Origin of the sequence: Thermopetrobacter sp. TC1, assembly GCF_000746275.1 — a bacterium.
Taxonomy (GTDB): Bacteria; Pseudomonadota; Alphaproteobacteria; order Rhizobiales; family Aestuariivirgaceae; genus Thermopetrobacter.
Window position 1 is genome coordinate 1488 of the sequence record NZ_KN050832.1, and the last position, 21548, is coordinate 23035.

At 61.7% G+C, this 21548-nt stretch carries 16 protein-coding genes; 3 read left to right on the forward strand and 13 right to left on the reverse strand.

All coding sequences use genetic code 11. The features are described from left to right. Positions 1 to 48 precede the first annotated feature (48 nt). The 9 genes from cas2 to EK16_RS10920 form a co-directional block, all read right to left on the reverse strand. Positions 49 to 354: a CRISPR-associated endonuclease Cas2 gene (cas2, locus tag EK16_RS10885; protein ID WP_081910507.1), complete on the reverse strand. Its 306-nt coding sequence runs from the start codon at positions 352 to 354 to the stop codon at positions 49 to 51. 52 nt (positions 355 to 406) lie between these two features. Further along, entirely contained in the window at positions 407 to 1330 is a 924-nt protein-coding gene (gene cas1, locus EK16_RS10890) for a type II CRISPR-associated endonuclease Cas1 (RefSeq protein ID WP_038037093.1), read from the reverse strand. A gap of 30 nt (positions 1331 to 1360) precedes the next feature. Beyond that, positions 1361 to 4591, reverse strand: a complete 3231-nt coding sequence (gene cas9, locus EK16_RS10895) for a type II CRISPR RNA-guided endonuclease Cas9 (protein ID WP_038037094.1) — start codon at positions 4589 to 4591, stop codon at positions 1361 to 1363. Positions 4592 to 4808: 217 nt separating this feature from the next. Further along, positions 4809 to 4949 carry a hypothetical protein gene (locus EK16_RS12345; RefSeq protein ID WP_156098587.1) on the reverse strand — a complete coding sequence of 47 codons (141 nt, stop codon included), beginning with the start codon at positions 4947 to 4949 and terminating at the stop codon, positions 4809 to 4811. Between the two features lie 125 nt (positions 4950 to 5074). Beyond that, positions 5075 to 5728: a hypothetical protein gene (locus EK16_RS10900; protein ID WP_156098588.1), complete on the reverse strand. Its 654-nt coding sequence runs from the start codon at positions 5726 to 5728 to the stop codon at positions 5075 to 5077. Positions 5729 to 5835: 107 nt separating this feature from the next. Further along, entirely contained in the window at positions 5836 to 8991 is a 3156-nt protein-coding gene (locus EK16_RS10905; RefSeq protein WP_038037096.1) for an efflux RND transporter permease subunit, read from the reverse strand. Continuing rightward, the gene (locus EK16_RS10910; protein WP_038037097.1) at positions 8988 to 10346 is read right to left on the reverse strand and encodes an efflux RND transporter periplasmic adaptor subunit; all 1359 of its coding nucleotides are present in this window, start codon (positions 10344 to 10346) and stop codon (positions 8988 to 8990) included. Before EK16_RS10910 ends, EK16_RS10905 begins: the two co-directional genes overlap by 4 nt. A gap of 73 nt (positions 10347 to 10419) precedes the next feature. After that, complete coding sequence (locus EK16_RS10915) at positions 10420 to 10818, reverse strand: hypothetical protein (RefSeq protein ID WP_038037151.1); 399 nt, start codon at positions 10816 to 10818, stop codon at positions 10420 to 10422. Between the two features lie 556 nt (positions 10819 to 11374). Then, positions 11375 to 12589 (reverse strand): DUF2336 domain-containing protein, encoded by a 1215-nt coding sequence (locus EK16_RS10920; protein ID WP_038037098.1) that lies wholly within the window; start codon positions 12587 to 12589, stop codon positions 11375 to 11377. Positions 12590 to 12984: 395 nt separating this feature from the next. Here EK16_RS10920 and gltA point away from each other — a divergent pair, with 395 nt between their 5' ends. Next, positions 12985 to 14373, forward strand: a complete 1389-nt coding sequence (gltA, locus tag EK16_RS10925; RefSeq protein ID WP_081910500.1) for a citrate synthase — start codon at positions 12985 to 12987, stop codon at positions 14371 to 14373. A 155-nt stretch (positions 14374 to 14528) separates the two neighbouring features. Here the strand turns inward: gltA and EK16_RS12350 are convergent, their stop codons facing one another. Together EK16_RS12350 and EK16_RS10930 are read right to left on the reverse strand one after the other, a co-directional pair. Next, positions 14529 to 14855: a hypothetical protein gene (locus EK16_RS12350; protein ID WP_156098589.1), complete on the reverse strand. Its 327-nt coding sequence runs from the start codon at positions 14853 to 14855 to the stop codon at positions 14529 to 14531. Between the two features lie 150 nt (positions 14856 to 15005). Continuing rightward, a complete protein-coding gene (locus tag EK16_RS10930) occupies positions 15006 to 16283 on the reverse strand; it encodes a hypothetical protein (RefSeq protein WP_038037100.1) in 1278 nt (425 codons plus the stop codon). A gap of 273 nt (positions 16284 to 16556) precedes the next feature. On the opposite strand from EK16_RS10930, the gene EK16_RS10935 reads away from it, so the two are divergent. Further along, positions 16557 to 17042, forward strand: a complete 486-nt coding sequence (locus EK16_RS10935; protein ID WP_038037102.1) for an Hsp20/alpha crystallin family protein — start codon at positions 16557 to 16559, stop codon at positions 17040 to 17042. 466 nt (positions 17043 to 17508) lie between these two features. Here EK16_RS10935 and EK16_RS10940 read toward each other — a convergent pair whose 3' ends face one another. Together EK16_RS10940 and cobS are read right to left on the reverse strand one after the other, a co-directional pair. Then, positions 17509 to 19035: a phosphomannomutase/phosphoglucomutase gene (locus EK16_RS10940; RefSeq protein ID WP_081910508.1), complete on the reverse strand. Its 1527-nt coding sequence runs from the start codon at positions 19033 to 19035 to the stop codon at positions 17509 to 17511. 335 nt (positions 19036 to 19370) lie between these two features. Beyond that, a complete protein-coding gene (gene cobS / locus EK16_RS10945; RefSeq protein ID WP_051929283.1) occupies positions 19371 to 20177 on the reverse strand; it encodes an adenosylcobinamide-GDP ribazoletransferase in 807 nt (268 codons plus the stop codon). A 154-nt stretch (positions 20178 to 20331) separates the two neighbouring features. Between cobS and cobT the strand changes: the two genes are divergently transcribed. Then, the gene (gene cobT, locus EK16_RS10950; protein WP_038037108.1) at positions 20332 to 21363 is read left to right on the forward strand and encodes a nicotinate-nucleotide--dimethylbenzimidazole phosphoribosyltransferase; all 1032 of its coding nucleotides are present in this window, start codon (positions 20332 to 20334) and stop codon (positions 21361 to 21363) included. Positions 21364 to 21548 lie beyond the last annotated feature (185 nt).

Consider the following 21548-nt stretch of genomic DNA (forward strand, 5'->3'; position numbering starts at 1 on the left):
TTCAAGGGGTTTGGGCGGCCATTCCAAGATCGAAAATGCCGCCAATCCTCAAAAAAGCGCCAGTTGATTCGGATTTTTTCGCGCCTGACGCCGTGTCTGTCCGCTGTAAACACGGATCCGCTCATATTGCTTGTCCGTGATTTGCAAAATTTGCACATCACCGCCTGAAGGCAAGTTTTGCTCTATGGCTTTCACATGCGCCTCGAATGTCTTCTGCCCGCCACAGAAGCGCATGTAGACCGAAAACTGGTTCATCTCAAAGCCACGATCAAGCAGGAACTGGCGAAAGCGCGTGGCCTCGCGCTGCGCCTGTGGCGTGTTCACCGGCAGGTCGAACATCACCAGCATCCACATGAGCCTGTATCCGCTCAAGAAAACGCCATCTCCGCCCTTGCGGCCCATCGCCCTACAATTCCGCAAGCTCCAACGCTTTCGGCGGCACCGGAAATTCAAGCATGGCCCTGCGCTGCTCAAAGCTGCGCGCCAACGATACGCTCAGCCGCTGCACGCAACCGCTTACCGGCGTGCGGCTTTCCGGCAGCAGCAGGTCAAACGACAGCATGCGCACCAGCCGCTCCTTGGCTTGTGAGTCCAGCACTATGCCGCCATTATTGTTTCCGAAATTATCGCGCAACAGTTGCCGCGCTGTCCAGTCCACCAGTGGTCGAAACGGCTCCATCAGGTCGTCGGCCAGAGCAAAGGCATTGGCCCGGTTGTGGTGGTGCATTCCCAGTGTGGGGTGCAGTCCGGCGGCGATGACAGCGCGCGCCACACAGGCACGCAGGACCGTGTAGCCATAGTTCAGGAACACGTTCACGTCGTGCGCATTGCGGTCGCGCTGAAAGCCGGGGCCGAAGAGCAGAGGCCAATAGCGCCGCGCCGCCTGTGCCTCCACGTTTTCCGGATCACCGGAGCGCACCTTGCGCGCTAGACGATCAAAGGCGTCGGCGTTTTCTCCGGCGGCGTGCAGAATGGCCTGCTGCATGCGGATCTTGGCCACCACCACCTGTTTCCACAGGTTCTTCTTCAGCGGTTTGGAGGCGGCGAGCTGCGCCTGCATGCGTCCGCCTTGCGCATGATGCCCTTCCAATGGCCAGAGCAGGGAATGCGGCGCGTGGTTCGGCCCGCAGAAGACAATGAGCGCGCCGCGCTGCGCCAGCCGGGTGCACAGGTTGGCGGAGAAGGTGACGCCGTGCGCGTGAACGATGACGGCGGCGATGTCGTCCAGCGCCACGCGGCCCAGTTCCTCGCCATCCCTGCGCACCAGCATGAAACCGCGCAGCACGCTTAAGTGTACGTCATCGGTGGCTATGTCCACATAGCGATCCATTGTTTTGCCGTGACATCATCGCAGGCGGCATCAGCGCCGGTCATACCAGGGGCCCGGGTCGAACACGCGTCCCGTCTCGTCCACCTTGACCAGGCGAAATTTCATGTTCTTCAGTCCGGCTGGTGCCGGCGAAATAAACTTAAATGGGTCGGATGCATCTCTGTTACGTGCATCCACATTCGCCTCATTATGCGGCGCAAGCGTAATCTGACCATTCTTCGTGAACTTCACCACGCGGCCATAAACCGTTTTTCCGTCCTGTTCCCACGCACACATGTCGTTCTGGAAGATGCGCATCAGCTTGCGCGCGGTCGGGTATTTGCGTTTGAGCTCCGATTTCCAGCCCGGCTGGTGGGCATCGAACATGGAGATGACCTCCGCTTCCCACTTGCCGTTCGGCAGCTCCCAGAGGTCATAGCGGTAGTTGGAGCCGCCCTTGTAGGCCTTGTAGGGCTGGCCGGTACGGCGATCGCGGATGGGGATGACGTTCAGCGCACGGGTGATGCGCACGCGACGGATGCCCTTCCACGGGTTATCCTTGCCATCGACCTTGTCCAGTGTGGGAAATTCCGCCAGCGCCTTCTCGTATTCCTTGCCCGAAAGGTCGCGCGTGTGATTCCACAGGGCATCGCGCAGGTCCGGATCGCGCACCAGCTCGATGTCCTTCGGCTTCAGGCTGGTGAGTGGTACGCGATAGACGACGATGGGATCGCCGCGCTGCGTGCGCTCGCCGGTGAGGCCATAGGCGGTTTCCTCGTGCAATTGCCCCGCAGTCTGGTCGCGCCCCACCCGACGCAGAGAAAAGTCGATGGTCTTGTGACGCGGGCGATGACTGACGATCATGCGACGCACGATGCGCGCCACCTCCTCGCGAAAGCCAGGCCAGGGTTCCGCAGGGATCGATTGCCAGACGTAGTCTTCCAGCCCTTGTGCCTCCAGCCGCCCGGCCTCGCGAGAGATTCGGTTCAAGAGGCCGCGGCTGGTCAGCCCGATGACGGCGGCGTCCAGGGCGTGATGGCGATGATCGTCTCGCGCTTTCGCCTGTTGCTCCTCGGGCAGGTTGTCGCCGCGCAAAATACTGTTCAACCCCCAGCGGCGACGCAGAAGAGCCGTGAGCCGGCCGGGCGTGACCCACACCGGTGCTTGCGCCAGCTTCACTGGATAAAGCGCTGCCAGGTAAAGCCGCGCCATGCGGGCGAGATATTGAGTCTCGTTGAGCTGGCGGGCCAGGAAATCCTCATGGTTGCCCCTGAAGCGCTCAAGCGCGTCCGGGGCGAAGCGCCAGCGCTTGTTGGCCGGCAGGCCCTTGGCCCGCTCGGCGATGCCTTCCCATTTTTCCGTGTGGCCCCAGGCTTCGTATGGGGGCCTGTCGCGTTTTTCCTGATTGGCCTCGCGCAGGCAGACGATCTTGTTTGCCACGCTGTCATCCAGCGTTTTCGCATAGGGCAGGATGTGGTCAATGTCCACGGCACCGGAGAAGAGCATGGAGAGGCTGATGTTCTGGCCCGTATAGACGCAGCGGCGGGCGCGCTTGCCGCACTCCTCCAGTTCCAGCCACAGACGCAGGAGCAAGTGGTTGCGCGGGGTTGGCTCTATTTTCTGATGCGTTATCTCTTCTGCTTCCCGCATCAGTTGGCGGCGGTGTTCGGCCTCTTCGGTATTCTTTTTCAGGCGGCGGTTGTATTCCCTGATCTGTTCGTCGTTCATCTTCAGCTCGCGGGCCAGCTCGACGACAATCTCGGCCGGCTTGCCGTAGCGGCGGATAAGAGTGTTCACCAGCCGGCGAAGCTGGCCGAGGCCGATGTGCACCGTCGGGTTGGTGATGCGGCCCACGCGCAGTTCTTCCGGGTCGTTCGCGTCGCCGGTGCCGGGCGGGATGTGGCGGGAGAGGATGTGGCCGTAGTAAGGAAGTTCCTCGAAGACCTCACCGGTGGCGAATTCCGAGTGCGCGCCATGGCCATATACACACCCGACCGCCTCGCCATAGGTGATGACGTCTTCCTTCAGGGCCTCCAGGATGTGCAGCGAGGCCGTCAGGCCGAGGCGGCCATGGCCCTTCGGCAGCGAAACCTTGAAGGCGACATGTTCGGCCTGCTCCTCGCTCAGGCCCTGTTCCTCGATCAGCCAGTCGATGAGCGCGTCCGGATCTTCCTCGTTCAGGATGCGCTCGATGATGGCCCATTGCTCCTGCCAGCTCTTCGCCGTCCATTGCGGGCCGAAGGCCTTCTTGTTCGCCAGCGCGGCGTTGACCTCATTGCCCGGCAGTTTCCTGCGGTTTTCCGTTTCCTTGTTGAAGCGGGTGAACTCGGGCAGCTTCAATACGCGCTCGCGTAGCGTCTTGAACGGTGCATCTTTGCGGGTGTTCAGATAAAGGATCAGCTTGTCGCGCTCATCCCGCGTCAGCTTGCGGAAAGAACCGTCCGGCTGCTGCACCTCCAGGTGGTTCACTTCCTGATAGAGCCGGAGTTGCTGAAACAGGGGATGGGCCTTCGGCAGGCGTTCCTCGTGCTCGTTGAAGGTGCACTTGCCGACGCGCGGGGGCTTCAGCGGGCGCTGATAGAAGATGATGCGGCGGATGTGATCACGCGCCTCCTCGGTCAGCACCTCCGGGTGGTATTTCGCCTGGGCCTGCCAGATTGCGTCGAATTCCGCTTCCAGCAGCTTGCGGTCGGGGTAGAAATCGTAGCCGTTGCCCTTGCCCTGCGTTTCCGGGCGCAGTCGGGCGCGCACGCTCTCGCCGCGCTGGCGGCGCTTGTGGAGGAATTCGCCGAAGGTGCGGGCGCCTTCCTCCATCATCTTGTGTTCCAGTCGGGCGATGCCGGTGCGGATGGCACCTGCCTCATTGTCGCGGCTGTCGGTCTTGCGGTTGGACTTGAAACCCCGACGCTGGTTCAGATGGAACAGGGCGCGGCCCAGATGGTGCGGCGGCAGCGGCTCATTCAGCGCACGCGCGCGCAGCTCGAAGGGATCGAGTTTTTCCAGCTCCTTGCGCGCGGACTCGTCCGCCGGCATCAGGCCGTATTCCATCAGGGCGCGCATCAGGGCGTTTCTTCGGCGCACGAATCGGTCGCGCCGGCGGCGTGCACCACGGGCCAGGCGGCGATCCTCGGCCAGGGATTTCCTGCTCTGCGGGTCGCGGCCATCGGGGAAGATGCGCACGCCGCCATCGACACTGCGCACGGGTTCGTTTTCCGCGTTCAGCTCGTAGATCCACCAACCGATGGAATTGGTGCCGATGTCGAGAGCGAGACGATAGCGCATGGTTGCCCTCACATGACTGGAAAGGCAGGCGAGGACATGTTATCTATGCACGTAAAGCTTGACAATAATCAGAAGATAATCTAGCTTTTGCTTTGCAGATCAGTAAACGCAGTCTGGCCGTTAACAAGCATTCGACTGCAACAGTTCAGGAAAGAGGCTCCGGCCTCTTTCCTTTTTCATTCCGGTTGGTAGCCAAGCCTCCTGACGGGATTTTTTATCACCCCCTGCCGGTAAGGAGCTTTTCGCCGGCGAGCAGGTCTTCGACGAAATAGGCCACCAGCTCGCTGCGGCCGCGCAGGCCCGCCTTGCGGTAAATGGCGTTGCCGCAGCAGAGGTAAAAAAGCGGCGCATGAACCAAGGTTCATGGGCGGTTTTCGCCCCCACGCCTTGGAATGAAAAGGAGGTGGCGGGGAAAGCCGCCACCTCCCTTCGTTCAAGTATCCGGGAATGCCGCCCTTAGAGGCAGGGATCATCAGCGTGGTGTCAGCGCAGCTTCCAGGCGGCGTGACAGGCGCGGCACTGGCCGGTGAGCTCACCGATGGCCTCGATCACCTTGCGATAATCATCAGCCGTCGGCTCATTGCCCACCTTTGCCGCCACATCGGCGATGTTGCCGGCGGCAAGATGCATCTGCATGCCCATCTGATGCATCTCCGGGGGCAAGACCCGGCCAAAACCGCCAAATCCCTGCGGTTTCTTCCGGCCCTCGCCCATCTGCATGCCGGGCAGCGGCTTGCCCAGCACCTGCATGACAATGCGGCCCATGCCCATGTGCATCTGATCGGGGTTGCCGCCTCCCTGCTCCACCATCTCGGCCATGCGCTGGCGCACCAGCTTGCGAATCTCGGCGATTTTCTCCTCCGGTACTTTCGCTGCGCGCAACTTGCTCATCAGCTCATGGGCCGGGCCGAGATCCTCGCCGGCGATGCGCGCCACTTCCCTGAAATCGCCTTCCGCCAGCGCATTCATCATGTCATCGACATAATCCAGAAATCCCCGCATCATGGCGAGAAACTGCTGCTGCATCTGCGGCTCCATCTGCACCAGCGTGCGCCCGTCATCCTGCGCATCCTGGGCCATGCCCGGCGCCGCAAACAGCGTCAGCGCGAGAAAGCCGGTCAAAAGCTTCTTTTTCATGTCGCATGTATCCCTTTTCTCATCCGAGATGGTTTTTCCGCCCCACTGTTCTTTACGCATTCAGGATACGGTTTCCGTCGCAGCCGGAAACGATGTGTGCGATCACATTATCGCGAGGCGGAAGCGGCAGAGACATGATCTCCCTCCTCTTCCGCCGGGGCATCCAGGCGCGCCAGGCCAAAGTCATCAAGGATGGAATAGATCGAGGGCACCACCAGCAGCACCAGGAAGGTGGCGGCCACCAGCCCGAAGGCCAGCGATGTGACCAGGGGCGTGAGAATCTGCGCCTGCAGGCTCTTTTCCGTCAGGATGGGCAAAAGGCCCACGAAGGTGGTCATGGAAGTGAGCAGGATAGCGCGGAAGCGCGCCCGCGAGGCCAGCGGCGCCGCCTCGCGCACGCTCGCCGTCTCGCCGTGATAATGCTTGATGAAGTTCACAAGCAGGATGGAGTTGTTCACCACCACGCCGGAAAGCGCCACCAGCCCCAAAAGCGAGGGCATGGAAAAGTTCAGCCCCATGAGGAAATGGCCAAACACGGCGCCGACGAAGGCGAAGGGAATGATGGACATGACCACCACCGGCTCGATGTAGCTGCGGAACTGAAACGACAGCAGCAGGTAGATGCCGATGATGCCGACAACAAAGCCGGAAAGGATGGATCGCTGCGTCTTGCGCGCCTTGCGGTCGGCTCCTTCCAGCGAGATGCGCACCCCCGGATATTTTTCAAGCAGCTTCGGCACGAAGGAGGCCATGGCATGGGTGACGATCTCGTTGGCGTTGGCGATGCGCGTGTCCACATCCCCGGTGATGGTAATGGCACGCTGGCCGTTGATGCGGGTGATGCGCGAATAGCCGCGCCCGGGCTGCACGTCCGCCACTGCCTTGAGCGGTATCAGCCGCCCGTCCGGCAGGGCGATGTCGAAATGATCGAGATCGGCCACAGAATCCCGGTCCCGATCGGACAGCCGCACGTCAATGTCGATGGAATCACCGTCGCGCTGCACCGTGTTCACGGTGATGGAGTGGAAAGCCGCGCGCAGCTGATCCGCCACCATCCGGCCGTCCAGCCCCAGCATGCGCGCCTCCGGCTTTAAGCGGATGCGAAACTCCGGCTTGCCCGGGCGCAGATCATCGGAAATGTCCACCGCGCCCACATAGCCCTTCAGCCAGGCCATCAGTTCGCGCGAGGCCGCCTTCATCTGCTCAAGGTCATCCCCCTGCAGCCGGATCTCGATATCCAGCCCCGCCGGGCCGATCTTCGTCTCGGAAAAGCGGATCCACACCACATCCGGCAGGTCCTTCGTCTTTTCGCGCCATTTCGCCAGCACCTCCTCGATGCGGATGGTGCGGATTTCCGCATCCAGCAGGTCGGCGGTGATGGTGGCCACATGCGGGCCCGCCTCACCTGCCGTATCATTGCGGTTGAATTCCACCGTGATGTTGCGCACCAGATCCTGCTGATCCGGCTGGCGCGGCTTTTCCTCCCGGTTGATCTCGCGCAGGGCCTGAATGGCACGCTCAACCGTGCGCTCGGTCAGCGCCAGCGGCGAGCCCGCCGGCAGCAGAATGCGCGCGGCGATGGTGTTGCCGTCGAGATCCGGAAAGGCCTCGAACTTCACCTTGCCGCCGGCCATGGCCGCCACCGCCAGCAGAAACAGCATGGCAGCAAACCCGAACGTGAAATAGCGCCAGTTGACGGCAAAGCGGGCCACCGGTTCCACCACCCGCTTGCTGAAGGCTTCCAGCCGCGCGTTCATCCACTCCTGAAAGCGCCCGCCCATCTTCGCCGTCTTCGTCTTTTCCATGGTGTGCAGAAGATGATGCGGCAGGATGAGGAAGGCCTCGATAAGCGACACCGCCAGCACGAACAGCATGACGATGGGCACAACCCGCAGGATCTGACCGAGATCCCCTTTCAGAAAGGCCAGCGAGCCGAAGATAACCACCGTGGTGATGAACGAGGCGAACACCGAGGGCATCACTTGCGTCACGCCGTCGATGGCCGCCTGCACCGGCGGCTTGCCCTTCGCCCGCTGTGCCGCGATGTTCTCGGAAATGACGATGGCATCGTCCATCAAAAGACCGATGACGATGAGCAGGCCGATCATCGTCATCATGTTGATGGTCATGCCGCTCCAGACCATCAGCAGCCCGCCGCCCAGGAAGGAGATGGGCAGGCCCATGGCCACCCAGAAGGAATAGCGCAGGCCGAAAAACAGCCACAGCGTGACAAACACCAGGATCAGACCCTGCACGGCATTGGTGAGAATGAGATTGAGCCGGTCACGCACCAGCGAGGCCTGATCGTTGGTGATCTCCATGGTCACGCCCTTCGGCAGGCGCGCCTTTTCCTCCGCGATGAAGGCCTTCACCGCGTCGATCACCCGCAGCACATCATCCTGCGGTGTCTTGGTGATGTCGAGAATGGCGGCACGGCGGCCGTTGAACAGGTATTTCTCCTCATCCAGAGTGAACCGGTCGGTGATGGTGGCGATATCGCCCAGCCGCACCTCTCCGCCGCTGGCGCTGGCCACGACCACGATGTTCTCATAATCGCGCGGGCGCTTGCCCTCGTCGGCATAACGGATGAGAATGTCGCGCGCACGCGTCTGCAACGAGCCGGCCGGCAGGTCGAAGCAGGAGCGCATCACCGCATTGGCCACATCCTGCACCGATATGCCCAGTGCCTTAAGCCGCGCCGAATCAAGCGCGATGCGGATCTGATGGGTGGAAAAGCCGCGCACCGTCACTTTCGGGATCTTGCCGGTGCGCTCCATGCGGTCTTTCAGTCTCTCGGCCAGCATCTTCAGGTCCACCGGCGATGCCGCGGGAGCGGACACCGCAACGGAGGTGACGAAATCGCGCGTGCCCAGCTGACGGATGATCGGCTTTTCCACCAGATCGGGAAAGTCGTCGATGGCCTCCACCTCCGTCTTGAGGTCGGAGGTGAATTTCTCGAAACTGGCGCCCTCCACCATCTCCACGGTGGCACGCGCCACGTTCTCCATGGCCACGCAGGTGATCTCGTAGACATTGTCCACGTTGTGCACCGCATCCTCGATGCGCTGGCAGATGGCCTGTTCCACGTCCTCGGGCCGCGCACCGGGCCAGGCCAGGCTCACCTCCACCTTGCGCGGGGCGATACGCGGAAAAGTCTCGCGCTGCATCTTCGGCAGCGCCAGCAGGCCGGCAGCAACGATGGCCAGCATCAGCAGGTTGGCGATGGTGGGATGGGTGACGAAATAGCGAACGACCCTGTTCATCGGCCCTCGCCTCCCGCCGCTTCGCGGATGACCATGCGCGCGGTGTCCTCATCCGGCACGGGCTTGAGCAACTGCCCTTCCAGCGCCGGAACGAGATCGCTGAGCACGATGCGCTCACCGGCCTTCAGCCCCTCGCCGATAATGACGAGATCCCGCATGCGCGCGCGCACCTTCACCGGGCGTATCTCAAGCCGGTTTTCGGCATCGACCACGAACACCCGGCCCTCGTGCACCGCCGCGCGCGGAATGGCCAGCACGTCCTTTACCTTGCGGGTGAGAATGTCCATGCGCACGAACATGCCCTTGGCAAGCGGCGGCTTGTTGCCGGGAGAGACGTGGGAATAGGGATCGTCCACCTCGCCGATGACGCCCAGCGTGCGCGTCTTCGGGTCAAAGGTATCGGACAGGCGGGCGAAGCGGCCCTGCCAGACCACGGGCACATCCCCCGTTTCCAGCCGGATTTCCACTGACAGGCCCAGCCTGTCGATAAGATGGCGCACCATGCGGCCGTTCAGGGTCACATCATCGGAGAGATTGGCCACGAGCCGGATGACAGACTGCATCCGCTGCAAGGGATATTGCGCCTCCACTTCCGCTTTCGCGATATCGTCAGCGCTGGCCAGCTGCTTGCCCACCGGCGCGAACTGCCCCACTTCCACGCCCACCATGGAGATGCGCCCGGTGAAGGGCATGCGGATATGCGTGCGCTCCAGATTGAGTTTTGCCGCGGCCAGTTGTGCGCGCAGGGTGGCCAGTTGTGCCTGCAGTTCCTTGCGCTGGGCGGGAATGAGATGCAGGGTGTTTTCCAATGACTGCACCAGCTTGCGCTGGGCAAGAAGCGCCTTCAGAGCCTGCTCCAGGGTGGCATCGGCAATGGTGCCCCGCGCTCTGAGGGTTTTCTTGCGCTCGTAATCCTTGCGAACGATGTCCAGCGCCTGCCGCTCCAGTTCAAGAAGACTGCGGGTGTTGCGCTCGGTCACGTCCAGCTCGGCCAGCTTTGCCTCCGTGGCGCGAATGCCCGCCTCCGCCTGGGCGATGGCCAGCCGGTAATCATCCGGCGCGATGGTGATGATCTCCGTGCCGGCGGGAATGATGGCGCCCTTTTTCAGGTCCGGATGCGTGTAGACCACCTTGCCGCCCACCTGGGCGATGGCGTTCCACACGCGAGAAGGGCGCACGGTGCCATAGCCGACAATGCGCGGCTGTAGCGTAAGCGCGCGCAGCGTCATCACCCGCACCACCCGCGCCTCCTCCTGCGGCGCCTTGCGCGCCGGGGCCGGCCGGTTGTTGACGACGAAGGCGACAACGGCAATGCCGAGCGCCAGAGGCGGGATGAAAAGCAGCCTGCGCCACATGCGTTCACGTCTCCTGCTGATTACGACTCAAAAATTCAGGCACACATAAAAAGACCGCGCCTTTTTTCAGCTTTCATGGTGCGCCTTGGCGCCGCCGGCACAGGATAAAGGCCACAAACAGCCAAAAGCCGCTGCGCAGGGTCATGGCGCCCACCGTGCGCATCTCAAACGGCGTGCCAACAGCCACCTTGATCCCGAAGATGGCAAAAACGACGACCGTGGCGGCCGCAATGCCTGCCGCCAGCGGGCAGGCCCAGGCGCACCGGCGCATCATCCCCCAGGCGGCCGCCACATAGGCGAATCCGGCAAGGAAATTGAACCAGACCACGAAAGGCAGATAATGCCCGGCGGCGATGCGCGCCTCTTCCGGGCCAAAAAGCACCCGCCCGCCGGAAAACACCGTCAGCCCCCCGAACAATCCCGCCAGCAAGGCCAGACCGCGCACAAGATTTGACCGCCCGTTCTCCACCATGCTTCCCTTGCCTTTCATCAGCCACCAAATGCAGCGCCCTCCCCCGACGTTCCAACATCCGCATGGGTACGAAACGTTCCTTCCCCTTGCGGCACTGCTCATGACCCAAAGGCCAAGCGATCCTTTCCAGTACCGAACGCACGCCCCGCCCATGGCAAAGCCACGACCGGCACAGGCATTAAGCAGGATTCCCACCAGTTAGCAAGTGATAAAACACTTTTTAAGCAGACACCCGAATATGTCTGGGCGAGATATCCCGCCTTTTAAGGCGGCCCTCAGCCAGCCGGAAAATCCAACCAAAAATTCATCACACTGCCCCCTCTTTCGCTCAGGCACCTCATAGAGGAAAAACATCAGGTGACCTAAGGAAGAAAAACCGGGCGGTGAGCAGATGTGAAAAATCGCCTCTGGGCAAATTTTTCGTTTGGCTTCAGAGGAAAACTTCCGATCGGCTCCACCGTGCGGTATGCACACTTGACTTGGGGCAAATGCATGAACGTGCAGTATCAGGCCGCTGCTCTTGCCGGTTGACGAGAAAATCGACGAGGAAAGGATTTTACGCCGCCTTGAGCAGGCCTTTGCCGAGGCGGGCGGCGAGGGGGCGGGTTTCTTCATCCGCCAGCTGCGCCAGGATCTCTGCCAGGCGTGCCTTTTCCGCCACTGAAAGGTCGTTGTCCGCCGCCATGATCCAGGAGAGCACCTCGCGCCCGAAGGTGGCCTCGGAAACGCCGGCCTCGGCATCGCCATGCTTCTGGGCCACGTCAAAGACGGCTTCAACAAGCGGCAGCGCCGCCTCCGGCAGATCGCTCTTCTTGTAAAGCGCGCGCAAGGCCCGCTTGCTGCCCTTCTTCGCGATGCGCTCAAGCTGCCGGGAGGAGACGCCGGCCAGAATCCCCAGCGCCGCCAAAAGGACCGTCACATGCCCGCGCACCGCCGCGCGCAGGATCACCGCCGCGGTCAGAAGCCCGCGCCCGGCCATGAAGCGCATGGCCGCGCGCACCCGCTCCTTGTCCCTGGCCAGGGAGATGAGAATGTCGGCCAGCGCCCGCTCTTCGGTATCCTCCACCGCCTTGCGAATGGCCACGCTCGCCGGCAACTCCCCCTTGAGAATGGCGGTGCGCACCCGTTCCGTTGCCGTGCGCACATGCACGATGCGGATTTCCGCCGGCAGATCCTTGCGCGCCAGCAACCGCTCCGTCACCGCCGGCACATCCCGGAACCGCGCATAAATGCGCTTGAGATTGTCGCCATCAATGCGCACCCGGCCATTGTCTAGCAGGGCGAGCACAACAGGCAGCTCCCCTTCGCGCGCAATCAGGGTCATCAGCCTGTCACTGACAGCCGCGCGCTGCGCCAGCGCCTCGCGCCGCTTTTCATCACCGACCTTGAAAATGGCCACCTGCCGCGCCGCATCCAGGGCCTTCGCCCGCCTGAGAAACGGCAGCGCAATGGCTTCCGCATCGGCCGTGATCAGAAAGACGGAATCGGCATCCAGATGCGCATCTTCGGTGAGGCCTTCCGCGCAGGCCTGCCGCACGCGCATGTCCTTATCCTGCAAGAGCCGGTGCAGATAGGGTGTGACCAGCCGCCGTTCCGGATCCTTCGCCTCCCGGCCGCGCACGAAGGCCGCCAGCTGACAGGCCAGCGCCTGCCTGTCCGTCACGCTGCCACTGGCGAGCACATTGTCGAAAACACGCGTATCCAGAAGCGGCCGCTGCCGCCCTGCCCGCTCGCCCCGTCCCGCTCCGGGCAATCTGGAAAACAGCTTCAACACCTTGGATCCTCACCACCTGATGACAAAAAAAGCGTCATGCACCTCAACCTGCCAGCCTGCCCTCAAGCAGGCGCATGTCCGCCTGTTCGTTCCCGAAAGGTAAACGGACATGCTTAAGAAACGGTGGATAAAAACTGAACGAAGGGTAAATGCAAAAGGGCGCCATGCCCTGCGCAGGCAAGCAGGTCATCACCCTGCCCCGCTCTGGTTCATAAGGCGGCCTTGCCCAAGGCGGGGCGAATGCGCTAGCCAAGGAGGGGAAGAAGCACGCACACTGCGGGCGCCGCAGGGTGCACCAGGGCGGCAGGACCGGCAATGAGGCCACAAGGCCGCTCCGTGCGCTTAAAAAAGCGGCGCAACATGAGGGGGGTCAACAGGCGACGGGAGTTCCCATGAGCAAGAGCGACAAAGACGGCAAACCCAAAAATCCTGAAGCCATCCGCAAGGACGAGGCCACATCGCCCGAAACGGCGCGTCTGACCATCGGCGAGAACACCTATGACTTGCCGATCCGCAAGGCCACCATGGGCCCGGATGTCATCGACATCCAGAACCTCTATCGCCGCTCCGGCTATTTCACTTTTGACCCGGGCTATACCTCCACCGCGTCCTGCGAATCCCAGATCACCTTCATCGACGGCGAGAAGGGCATTCTGCTCTATCGCGGCTATCCCATCGAGCAGCTTGCCGAATACGGTGACTATCTCGAGACCTGCTATCTGCTCCTCTATGGCGATCTGCCTACCCAGGCCGAACGCCAGCGCTTCGACAACGAAATCACGCGCCACACCATGGTGCACGAGCAGATGCGCACCTTCTTCCAGGGCTTCCGCCGCGATGCCCATCCCATGGCCATCATGGTGGCGGTGGTCGGTGCGCTCTCGGCCTTCTATCACGACAGCACCGACATCAACGACCCTCAGCAGCGTGAGGTGGCCACCCGGCGCATGATTGCCAAGATCCCCACGCTGGCTGCCATGGCCTACAAGTATTCGCTCGGCCAGCCCTTCGTCTATCCGCGCAATGACCTGGATTACGCCTCCAACTTCCTGCACATGTGCTTCTCGGTGCCGGCGGAGGAATACAAGGTCAACCCGGTGCTGGCCCGCGCCATGGACCGCATCTTCATCCTGCACGCCGATCACGAGCAGAACGCCTCCACCTCCACCGTGCGCCTGGCCGGCTCCTCCGGCGCCAATCCCTTCGCCTGCATCGCCGCCGGCATCGCCTCGCTCTGGGGCCCGGCCCATGGCGGCGCCAACGAGGCAGCGCTCAACATGCTCGAGGAAATCGGCACGCCGGAGAACATCCCGAAATACATCGCCCGCGCCAAGGACAAGAACGATCCCTTCCGGCTCATGGGCTTCGGCCATCGTGTTTACAAGAACTATGATCCGCGCGCCCGCATCATGCAGCGCACCGCCCAGGAGGTTCTGGCGGAAGTGGGCGATCCCAACGATCCCCTGCTCGAGGTGGCGCGCCAGCTGGAGCAGGTGGCTCTCAATGACGAGTATTTCATCGAGCGCAAGCTCTACCCAAACATCGATTTCTACTCCGGCATCACCCTGCGGGCGCTGGGTTTTCCCACCTCCATGTTCACCGTGCTCTTCGCCCTGGCCCGCACCGTCGGCTGGATCGCCCACTGGCGCGAGATGATCGCCGACCCCAAGCGCAAGATAGGCCGTCCGCGCCAGCTCTACACCGGCCCGGTCATGCGCGATTACGTGCCCATGTCCCGCCGCGGCACCGGCCTGGGCGAGGGCATCCACAATCAGGACTGACGGGACTGATCGCGCTCAATGCGCCAAAAGCCGCTCATGCGAAAAGAAAGCCCGGAGAAACACGAACGCAACAGGAAAAGGCCCGGTTACACCGGGCCTTTTTACGCATTCCATTTGCTCCCGACCAATGTCTGGTCAATGAAGCAAAAGGGGCTCTAATCCCCGGCTTCCTTACCGATGCAATCCTCGCGATCGATGCAGGTCGCTTCCATGCCACTGACCACGCAGCAGACTTCTCCGTCTTCGCAGTCCGAATTCTTGGTGCAGCCGGAAAAATTGGATGCCAGACGCACATCGCCCTTGTTCAGCATGTGCCGCAGGCGCATCAAAGCATCATCCTGATCAGTCTGAACCAGCGGAGACGGCTGTGCAACGTCTCCATTAAGAGGCTGGGCAGAACTGACAAGCGGCATTCCCATGACTGCCATGACAAATGCAAAAGTCACTGCCCCCTTCAATGCGCGCACTGTGTGATTTGACATGATTCTGCCCCTCTCGGGTTTCATCCGCCCGCCTCTCGATATGAGAATGTGCATTCATTGTGTTGCGTGCAAACACAAAACGGATGAGCCCTGATCCAGATCAGAGGCAGGAATGAAGGATGAAGAAGCGCGCTCAATGGGGGCAATGCCTCACTTCCCGCCGCCATTGGCGATGACCTTCAGGTTGAGGCTTTCGGTCAGGCCCTGCGGATCCTCAAGAAGCGTCATGAGCGTTGAAAAGTTCATGGGCGCCTTCGCTTCCATGGAGATCACAAGGCTTTCGGGGTTTTGCAGGAATTCCTTCAAGGCCTGCCCCGCCTGCATGCCCACCTGCGGCAGACCGAGCACGAACAGGAAACTCTGCGGATAGGCGCTCCAGGCCTCGATGATCTGATCTTTCGTCAGGCCGTTCTTCTTCATGCTGAACGCAATGAGCTTTTCAGTGAGCCCCTTGTCCGTCCAGCCGATGGCAAGCCCGCGCAGCGTGATCTCTTCGCGGAGCATGCGTCCCAAAGGCGAATTGGCATTTTCGATGGCCTCGTCGATCCGCTCATCGCTTCCGGGCCCCTGGGCCTCGAGCAACACCTGCGCCGGTATGCGCAAATCCGTCAGCGAGATGTTCAGATCACCGGCCCCTTCCATGCCCGCCCGCAGGGCCGCATTGATATACATACGCTCTTTCTCATCCCAGCCCGTATCGAGAACAACGCCGCCGGTGAAAATAAACCGGGCAAAGCCAAGGCCGCCCAGTGCATCCTTGCGCGAGAGCATGGATACGACCTCTGCCGGCAGCTCCACCCGCCCGAGTTCAATTTCGGAATGGCCCGCGCCTGTACGCCTGTCTCCCTTGAAACCGCCGCGAATGCCTGTCACCAGCAGACGCTTGCTATCATTCAAGGTCAATTCCAGGGTAGGAATGACGACTGATCCCGCCATCAGATTGTCGGCATTGACCTTCTCCATGACATTGCGTGCGGCTTCTGCCTTCAGCACGCTGACATCATCAAGGATCACCTCCGGCATGATGAGAGAGAACAGGGGCGTTTCAGAATCCTGCTTCGTAAAATCGGTGATCTCCAGCCTGAAATCATTGAAGCGCATGTGCTTCGCCGTCAGCAGACCGTCTTCTTCCGCGGGATGATCCACCGCAATGCGAGCAATACGCACAAGCGGCACCGTCCTGTCTTCAATGACAACAGCCAAAACCACTTCTTCCGCCACATAGCCCGTATCTGTCTTTTCAATACGGCCCACGGCCGGCAGAAGCTTGGTCTTGTTCTCGTTCACCTGCGTTTCAATGGATTTCATGAAATACTCAAGCAAAGGCGGCAGCGGCTCGGGATCCCGCGCCAGCGTGGGCGCCGCAAAAGCAAGAAGAAGAACCGCCACCTGCAGAAGGGATAGAAGAAAGCGTGCGCTGCGTGTCATGAAAGATCTCCTCAAATGGTCATATCCCCGGTCCTGTCGGAAATGTCGCATAAGGCCGATCGTCCGTGTTCAACACCGCATTCAGCTAGGCGACATTGGCCAAGAGCTTAGCCTTTCGTTTCATGCATGTGAATGCCACGCCCTTCAATTGTGAAGAAATCTTCACGCACCCTTCACACTTGCCGCTATTGAAAACGCGCCAAACGCCCCCACATCAGCAGTGAACCCATGAATGGGCATTACCGAACAAGGACGCTGAAGGAGGGTGAGACGATGAGATACGTGGTTCCGTTTTCCCGCACGGGTATTCCGGGCCGTCGTTTCGTGGATCCCTTCGCGCTGATGCAGCGCGAGATGGAAAACATGCTGGAATCCTTCTCCCGCGCTCTTGAAAAGGCGCCGGAGGGTGAAGAGGTGTTCTTCACGCCAGTTGTCGAGGCCAAGGAGGACAACAAGGGCCTGACCATTGAGGTGGATCTACCCGGCGTCAATCCTGATGACGTCTCCGTGGAGCTCTCCGAAGGGGTGCTCACTATCAAGGCCGAGCGCAAGATGGAGAAGGAGAGCGACAAGGAGGATGAAGGCGTCAAATACCACATCGCCGAGCGCGCCTATGGCACCTTCATGCGCCGCTTCACCCTGCCCTGGGAGGCGGATGAGGACGCCATCGAAGCAAGCTTCGACAAGGGTGTGCTGAAGATCTTCATTCCGCGGAAAGTGGAGGAGAAGAAGGCCAAGAAGATCGAGATCAAGGCCTGACACACCAGTCACGAAGCCCCTTTGCCGGGAGAGGTTTCCTGCCTCTTCCGGCATTTTGTTTTCTCAAGGAGCATGCGGCACGCCCACACTTTCTGGCAAAAGCCATGGCCGTAAAACCTTTTGGTCCCGGCCTTGCCCGCCGCCCCAGCATACATGCGGCATTCAAAACCACATGCGTAAAAAACAGCCACCCGTCACCGCCTCGGAAACAGCCGCTGAATCACTTTCTCAGGCCCTTGAATCATCACATGAACGAACATGAATCATTTTCTGAACGGCATGAATCAGTCTCTGAAGCAAAAGCACATTTCTCCCGCCATTTCATATGGTTAACAAAACATTCCGAATCTGTTTCCCAACCAATGCCACCCCAATAATCGGCGCCACGGGACCATCAACCCCAGACCGATGCGCCCGGTCCTTGCGCTTCATGCCGCCTTTTATTCCCGAAAAGGCGGCTGCAGGCTCACAGGGTCTGATTGTAGTCCCCGACGTTTTCGTAAGTGGCCAGGTGATCGCGGATATGCTCCCAGATCGCCCGCATGCGCGCTTCCGACACCGGGCTTTCACACACCACGACAAGCTCCGGCTTGTTGGAGCTCGCCCGCACCAGGCCCCAGCTGCCATCAGCAAGCGTGAAGCGCACACCGTTGACCGTGTTGATTTTCTCGATCCTCTGCCCGTCGATGGCCGCGCCCTGCTCCATCAGCGCGCGGTAATGCCGGGTGACGGCCTTAACCACGTCATATTTCTCCTCATCCGGGCAGTGCGGCGCCATTGTCGGCGTGGCATGCGTCAGCGGCAGGGCCGCATAGAGCTCCGAGAGCCGCTTGTCGGGATTGGCATCGAGCATGTGCAGAACCGCAATCGCCGAGACCAGCCCGTCATCATAGCCAAGGCCCACCGGCGGACGGAAAAAGAAGTGACCGGATTTCTCGAAACCGGCAATGGCGTCAAGCTCCGTCGTCCGCCGCTTGATATAGGAATGGCCGGTCTTGAAATAGTCCGTCTCCGCGCCAAGCTCCTGCAGGACCGGATCGGTCTCGAACAGGCATGTGGACTTCACATCGGCCACGAATTTCGCGCCCGGAAAGCGCCGCGCCAGATCCCGCGCGATCAGCACGCCCACCTTGTCTGAATAGATGACATGGCCGGCATCATCCACCACGCCGCAGCGATCGCCATCGCCATCGAACCCCAGGGCAAGATCGGCCCCATGCGCCTTCACCGCATCGGCCATGTCCCTGAGCATGACCTTGTCCTCAGGGTTCGGGTTGTAGTGGGGAAAGGTCCAGTCCGGCCGGCAGTGCCGCTCGATGACCTCCGCCCCCATGGCCCGCAGAAGCTCCGGCGCAAACAAGCCCGCCGTGCCGTTGCCACAGGCGCAGACCACCTTCAGCCGGCGCTTCAGCGTGCCGCCGCGCTTCTTGAGATCGTCGAGATAGCGCGCACGCATCTCCGGATGATGGACAAGGCGGCCGCCCTCCCGCATCTGCCAGCGGCCTTCGAGAACAATGTCGCGCAACTGCGCCATGTCCTCCGGCCCGAAGGTCAAGGGCGGCTCGCAGCCCATTTTCACGCCGGTCCAGCCATTGGGATTGTGCGAGGCCGTCACCATGGCCACCCCGGGCACCCCGAGGGCGAACTGGGCGTAATAGGCCATGGGCGAAAGCGACAGGCCAATATCATGCACCACACAGCCCGCCGCCATCAGCCCGGTGATCAGCGCCTGCTTCACGCTGCCGGAATAGGAGCGATAGTCATGCCCCACCACCACCTCCGGCCGCACGCCCTTTTCATGCAAGAAGGTGCCAAGCCCCAGGCCCAGCGCCTGCGCGCCCAGAAGATTGAGCTCGCTGTAAATGCCGCCCTCGCGCTCCTCGAAGAACAGCCAGCGCGCGTCATATTCGCGAAAGCCCGTGGGCTTCACCAGCGGCAGCGTTTCATATTCGGGCGTGTTCCAGGCGATATCGGGCAAGGGCTTGGGCAGCATGATCATGATCTCCCTGAAGCGCGTATGGCTTTTTGAAAAAACTGACCTGAGGCACAGGTGCACGCGTGCCCTTATGCACAGAACTTGATTGGCATTTCATGAACGCTTCAACGAACGCCACACTCCATGACACACCGTTTCCGTCTTCCTCGTCACCCCGGTGAAAGCCGGGGTCTCGTGCTGCAAACTCATGAATTTGTGGCCTTAGATACCGGCTTTCGCCGGTATGACGATCTAGCCGGTATGACGATAATGTGTCGTGTAATGTGAACGAACGCAGCGAATGTGCGCAATCATCCCGAAATTGGCAACCACTTTTCCCCAAGGACAAATTCTCAGAACGAAAGCATGATCAGCCAGGCCGCTCTGAACACGCATTCCGTCGCGCCGGCGACATCGCCCGTCTGCCCGCCCAGGAGCCGTTTTGCCTGCGCTGCCAGCGTCAGCATCGCCAAAGTGCCGGCGGCCAGAGCCTTTAGGGTGAACCAGACGCCGAAGGTGAAAAATCCCGGCAGTACGCCAAACAGGAAAGCAACACTCATGGCCTGAAGAAGGACATCCCTGTCCGGCCGCCCGGCCGCCCGGCTCTGCCCCGTTTCCCGTGCCGGTGGCAGCGCCGCCAGCAGCCACACCGCCGCCAGCCGTGACAGCGCATGGGCTGTGGAAAGAGCAATCATCGCCGCCGCAATCCCATGCTGCTCAAGAATGTCGGCAAGCGCCAGCGCCGGCAGCGCCACCGCCATGATCAGCGCCAGCACGCCAAAGGCACCAATGCGGGAATCCTGCATGATTGCCAGCCGCCGCTGCCTGTCGCGCCCGCCGAGCGCATCGGCAAAATCGGCCAGGCCGTCTTCATGAAGCGCTCCCGTCATGAGCAGGATGGCAAGCGTGGCCAGAAAAGCGGCAAGATGCGCCGAGGCCCCCATGGCATGCAGGAGGAACAGAACGAGGGCGCCCAAGGCACCGATGAGCGCGCCAACAAGCGGAAAGGCCCGCAAGGCCCGCGGAAATGCGGCCGTTTCACGCACATATGGCGATGAGCCGATCGGAAGCACCGTCAGCCACTGCCAGGCCGCCCGCTCATCCTTAAGCCAGGCCTTCAGCCAGGTACGCCAGCCACTTTCGCTTTCCGGTCCCCTCATTTACGCGCCCTTGCGCCTGTCCTGCCGGCCTTCCACCAATGATCCCTTGGCCACATTCAAGGCGAAGGTTATACGAGGCGACGAACGCGAACGCCACAGACAAAAGCGCCGGGGGAAACACAATCCGCCGGATCCTGAGGAACGGGCAGACACCATGCATGATCCCGACCGCCGCCATCAGCCGCTTGATGACATCCGCGCCCATATCGCCGCCATGCCCGGGCCTGACACCGAGGCCGAGCAAAAGGCCCGCGCGCGTGACCGTTATCTCACCAAGCCGCCGGGGGCGCTGGGCCGCCTGGAGGAGATCGCCTTCTGGCTCTCCGCCTGGCAGGGGCGGCATCCGCCCTCGGCCGAGCGCATCGAGGTGGCCGTCTTCGCCGCCAATCATGGCGTGGCCGCCCGGGGGGTGTCCGCCTATCCGGCCGAGGTCACCGCGCAGATGGTCGCCAATTTCCGCGCCGGGGGCGCGGCCATCAACCAGATCTGCACCGCATTCGGCCTTGGCCTGAAGGTGCATGAACTGGCGCTGGAAAAGCCCACGGCCGACATCACGAAAGCCCCGGCCATGAGCGAGAAGGAATGCGCCGCCACCATCGCCTATGGCTTTCAGGCGGTGGAGGATCAGCCGGATGTTCTTTGCCTCGGCGAGATGGGCATTGCCAACACCACCATCGCCTCTGCCCTGCTCGCCGCCCTTTATGGCGGCCCGGTGCGCGACTGGGTCGGCCCCGGCACCGGCGTGGACGAAGCGGGCATTGCCCGCAAGGTGGCGGTGATCGAGGAGGCCCTCGCCCTGCACGGGCCGCATCTTGACGATCCGCTGGAAATCCTGCGCCGCCTCGGCGGGCGTGAGTTTGCCGCCATTCTCGGCGCCATCATCGCCGCCCGTCATGCCCGCGTGCCCGTCATTCTCGACGGCTTCATGGTCACCGCCGCCGCCGCCATTCTCCATGCGCTGGATCCGGCCGCGATCGATCATTGCATCGCCGGGCACGTCTCGGCCGAACCGGCCCATGCCCGCGCCCTTGAGAAGATCGGCAAGCGCCCGCTTCTTGACCTGGACATGCGCCTGGGCGAAGGCACCGGCGCCGGTCTTGCCGCCGCCATCATACGCGCCGCCGCCGCCACCCACGGCGGCATGGCCACCTTCGCCGAAGCCGGCGTCAGCAACCGCGAGGAGTAAGAAGAAACAGCCGGGATAAAGAAAGGCCGTGACGCAGGGGGAAATAAGGACAAAGACAACCAGCCCCACCTTGCAACAAGAACACACGACACGACACCCCGATCGTCATACCGGCGAAAGCCGGTATCTAAGGCCAGTTACGCATGCGCCTGTGGCTCGAGACCTAGGGCTTTCGCCCACGCTTG

What these genes read in the sequence shown, in the direction of transcription:
- EK16_RS10915 (WP_038037151.1), bottom strand. Translation starts at nt 10,818, where the DNA reads ATGGTGGAGAACGGGCGGTCAAATCTTGTGCGCGGTCTGGCCTTGCTG.
- EK16_RS10935 (WP_038037102.1), top strand. Translation starts at nt 16,557, where the DNA reads ATGAGATACGTGGTTCCGTTTTCCCGCACGGGTATTCCGGGCCGTCGT.
- EK16_RS10900 (WP_156098588.1), bottom strand. Translation starts at nt 5,728, where the DNA reads ATGAAAAAGAAGCTTTTGACCGGCTTTCTCGCGCTGACGCTGTTTGCG.
- cobT (WP_038037108.1), top strand. Translation starts at nt 20,332, where the DNA reads ATGCATGATCCCGACCGCCGCCATCAGCCGCTTGATGACATCCGCGCC.
- cas2 (WP_081910507.1), bottom strand. Translation starts at nt 354, where the DNA reads ATGTGGATGCTGGTGATGTTCGACCTGCCGGTGAACACGCCACAGGCG.
- EK16_RS10940 (WP_081910508.1), bottom strand. Translation starts at nt 19,035, where the DNA reads ATGCTGCCCAAGCCCTTGCCCGATATCGCCTGGAACACGCCCGAATAT.
- cas1 (WP_038037093.1), bottom strand. Translation starts at nt 1,330, where the DNA reads ATGGATCGCTATGTGGACATAGCCACCGATGACGTACACTTAAGCGTG.
- EK16_RS10905 (WP_038037096.1), bottom strand. Translation starts at nt 8,991, where the DNA reads ATGAACAGGGTCGTTCGCTATTTCGTCACCCATCCCACCATCGCCAAC.
- EK16_RS10930 (WP_038037100.1), bottom strand. Translation starts at nt 16,283, where the DNA reads ATGACACGCAGCGCACGCTTTCTTCTATCCCTTCTGCAGGTGGCGGTT.
- EK16_RS12350 (WP_156098589.1), bottom strand. Translation starts at nt 14,855, where the DNA reads ATGTCAAATCACACAGTGCGCGCATTGAAGGGGGCAGTGACTTTTGCA.
- cobS (WP_051929283.1), bottom strand. Translation starts at nt 20,177, where the DNA reads ATGAGGGGACCGGAAAGCGAAAGTGGCTGGCGTACCTGGCTGAAGGCC.
- EK16_RS10910 (WP_038037097.1), bottom strand. Translation starts at nt 10,346, where the DNA reads ATGTGGCGCAGGCTGCTTTTCATCCCGCCTCTGGCGCTCGGCATTGCC.
- cas9 (WP_038037094.1), bottom strand. Translation starts at nt 4,591, where the DNA reads ATGCGCTATCGTCTCGCTCTCGACATCGGCACCAATTCCATCGGTTGG.
- gltA (WP_081910500.1), top strand. Translation starts at nt 12,985, where the DNA reads ATGAGCAAGAGCGACAAAGACGGCAAACCCAAAAATCCTGAAGCCATC.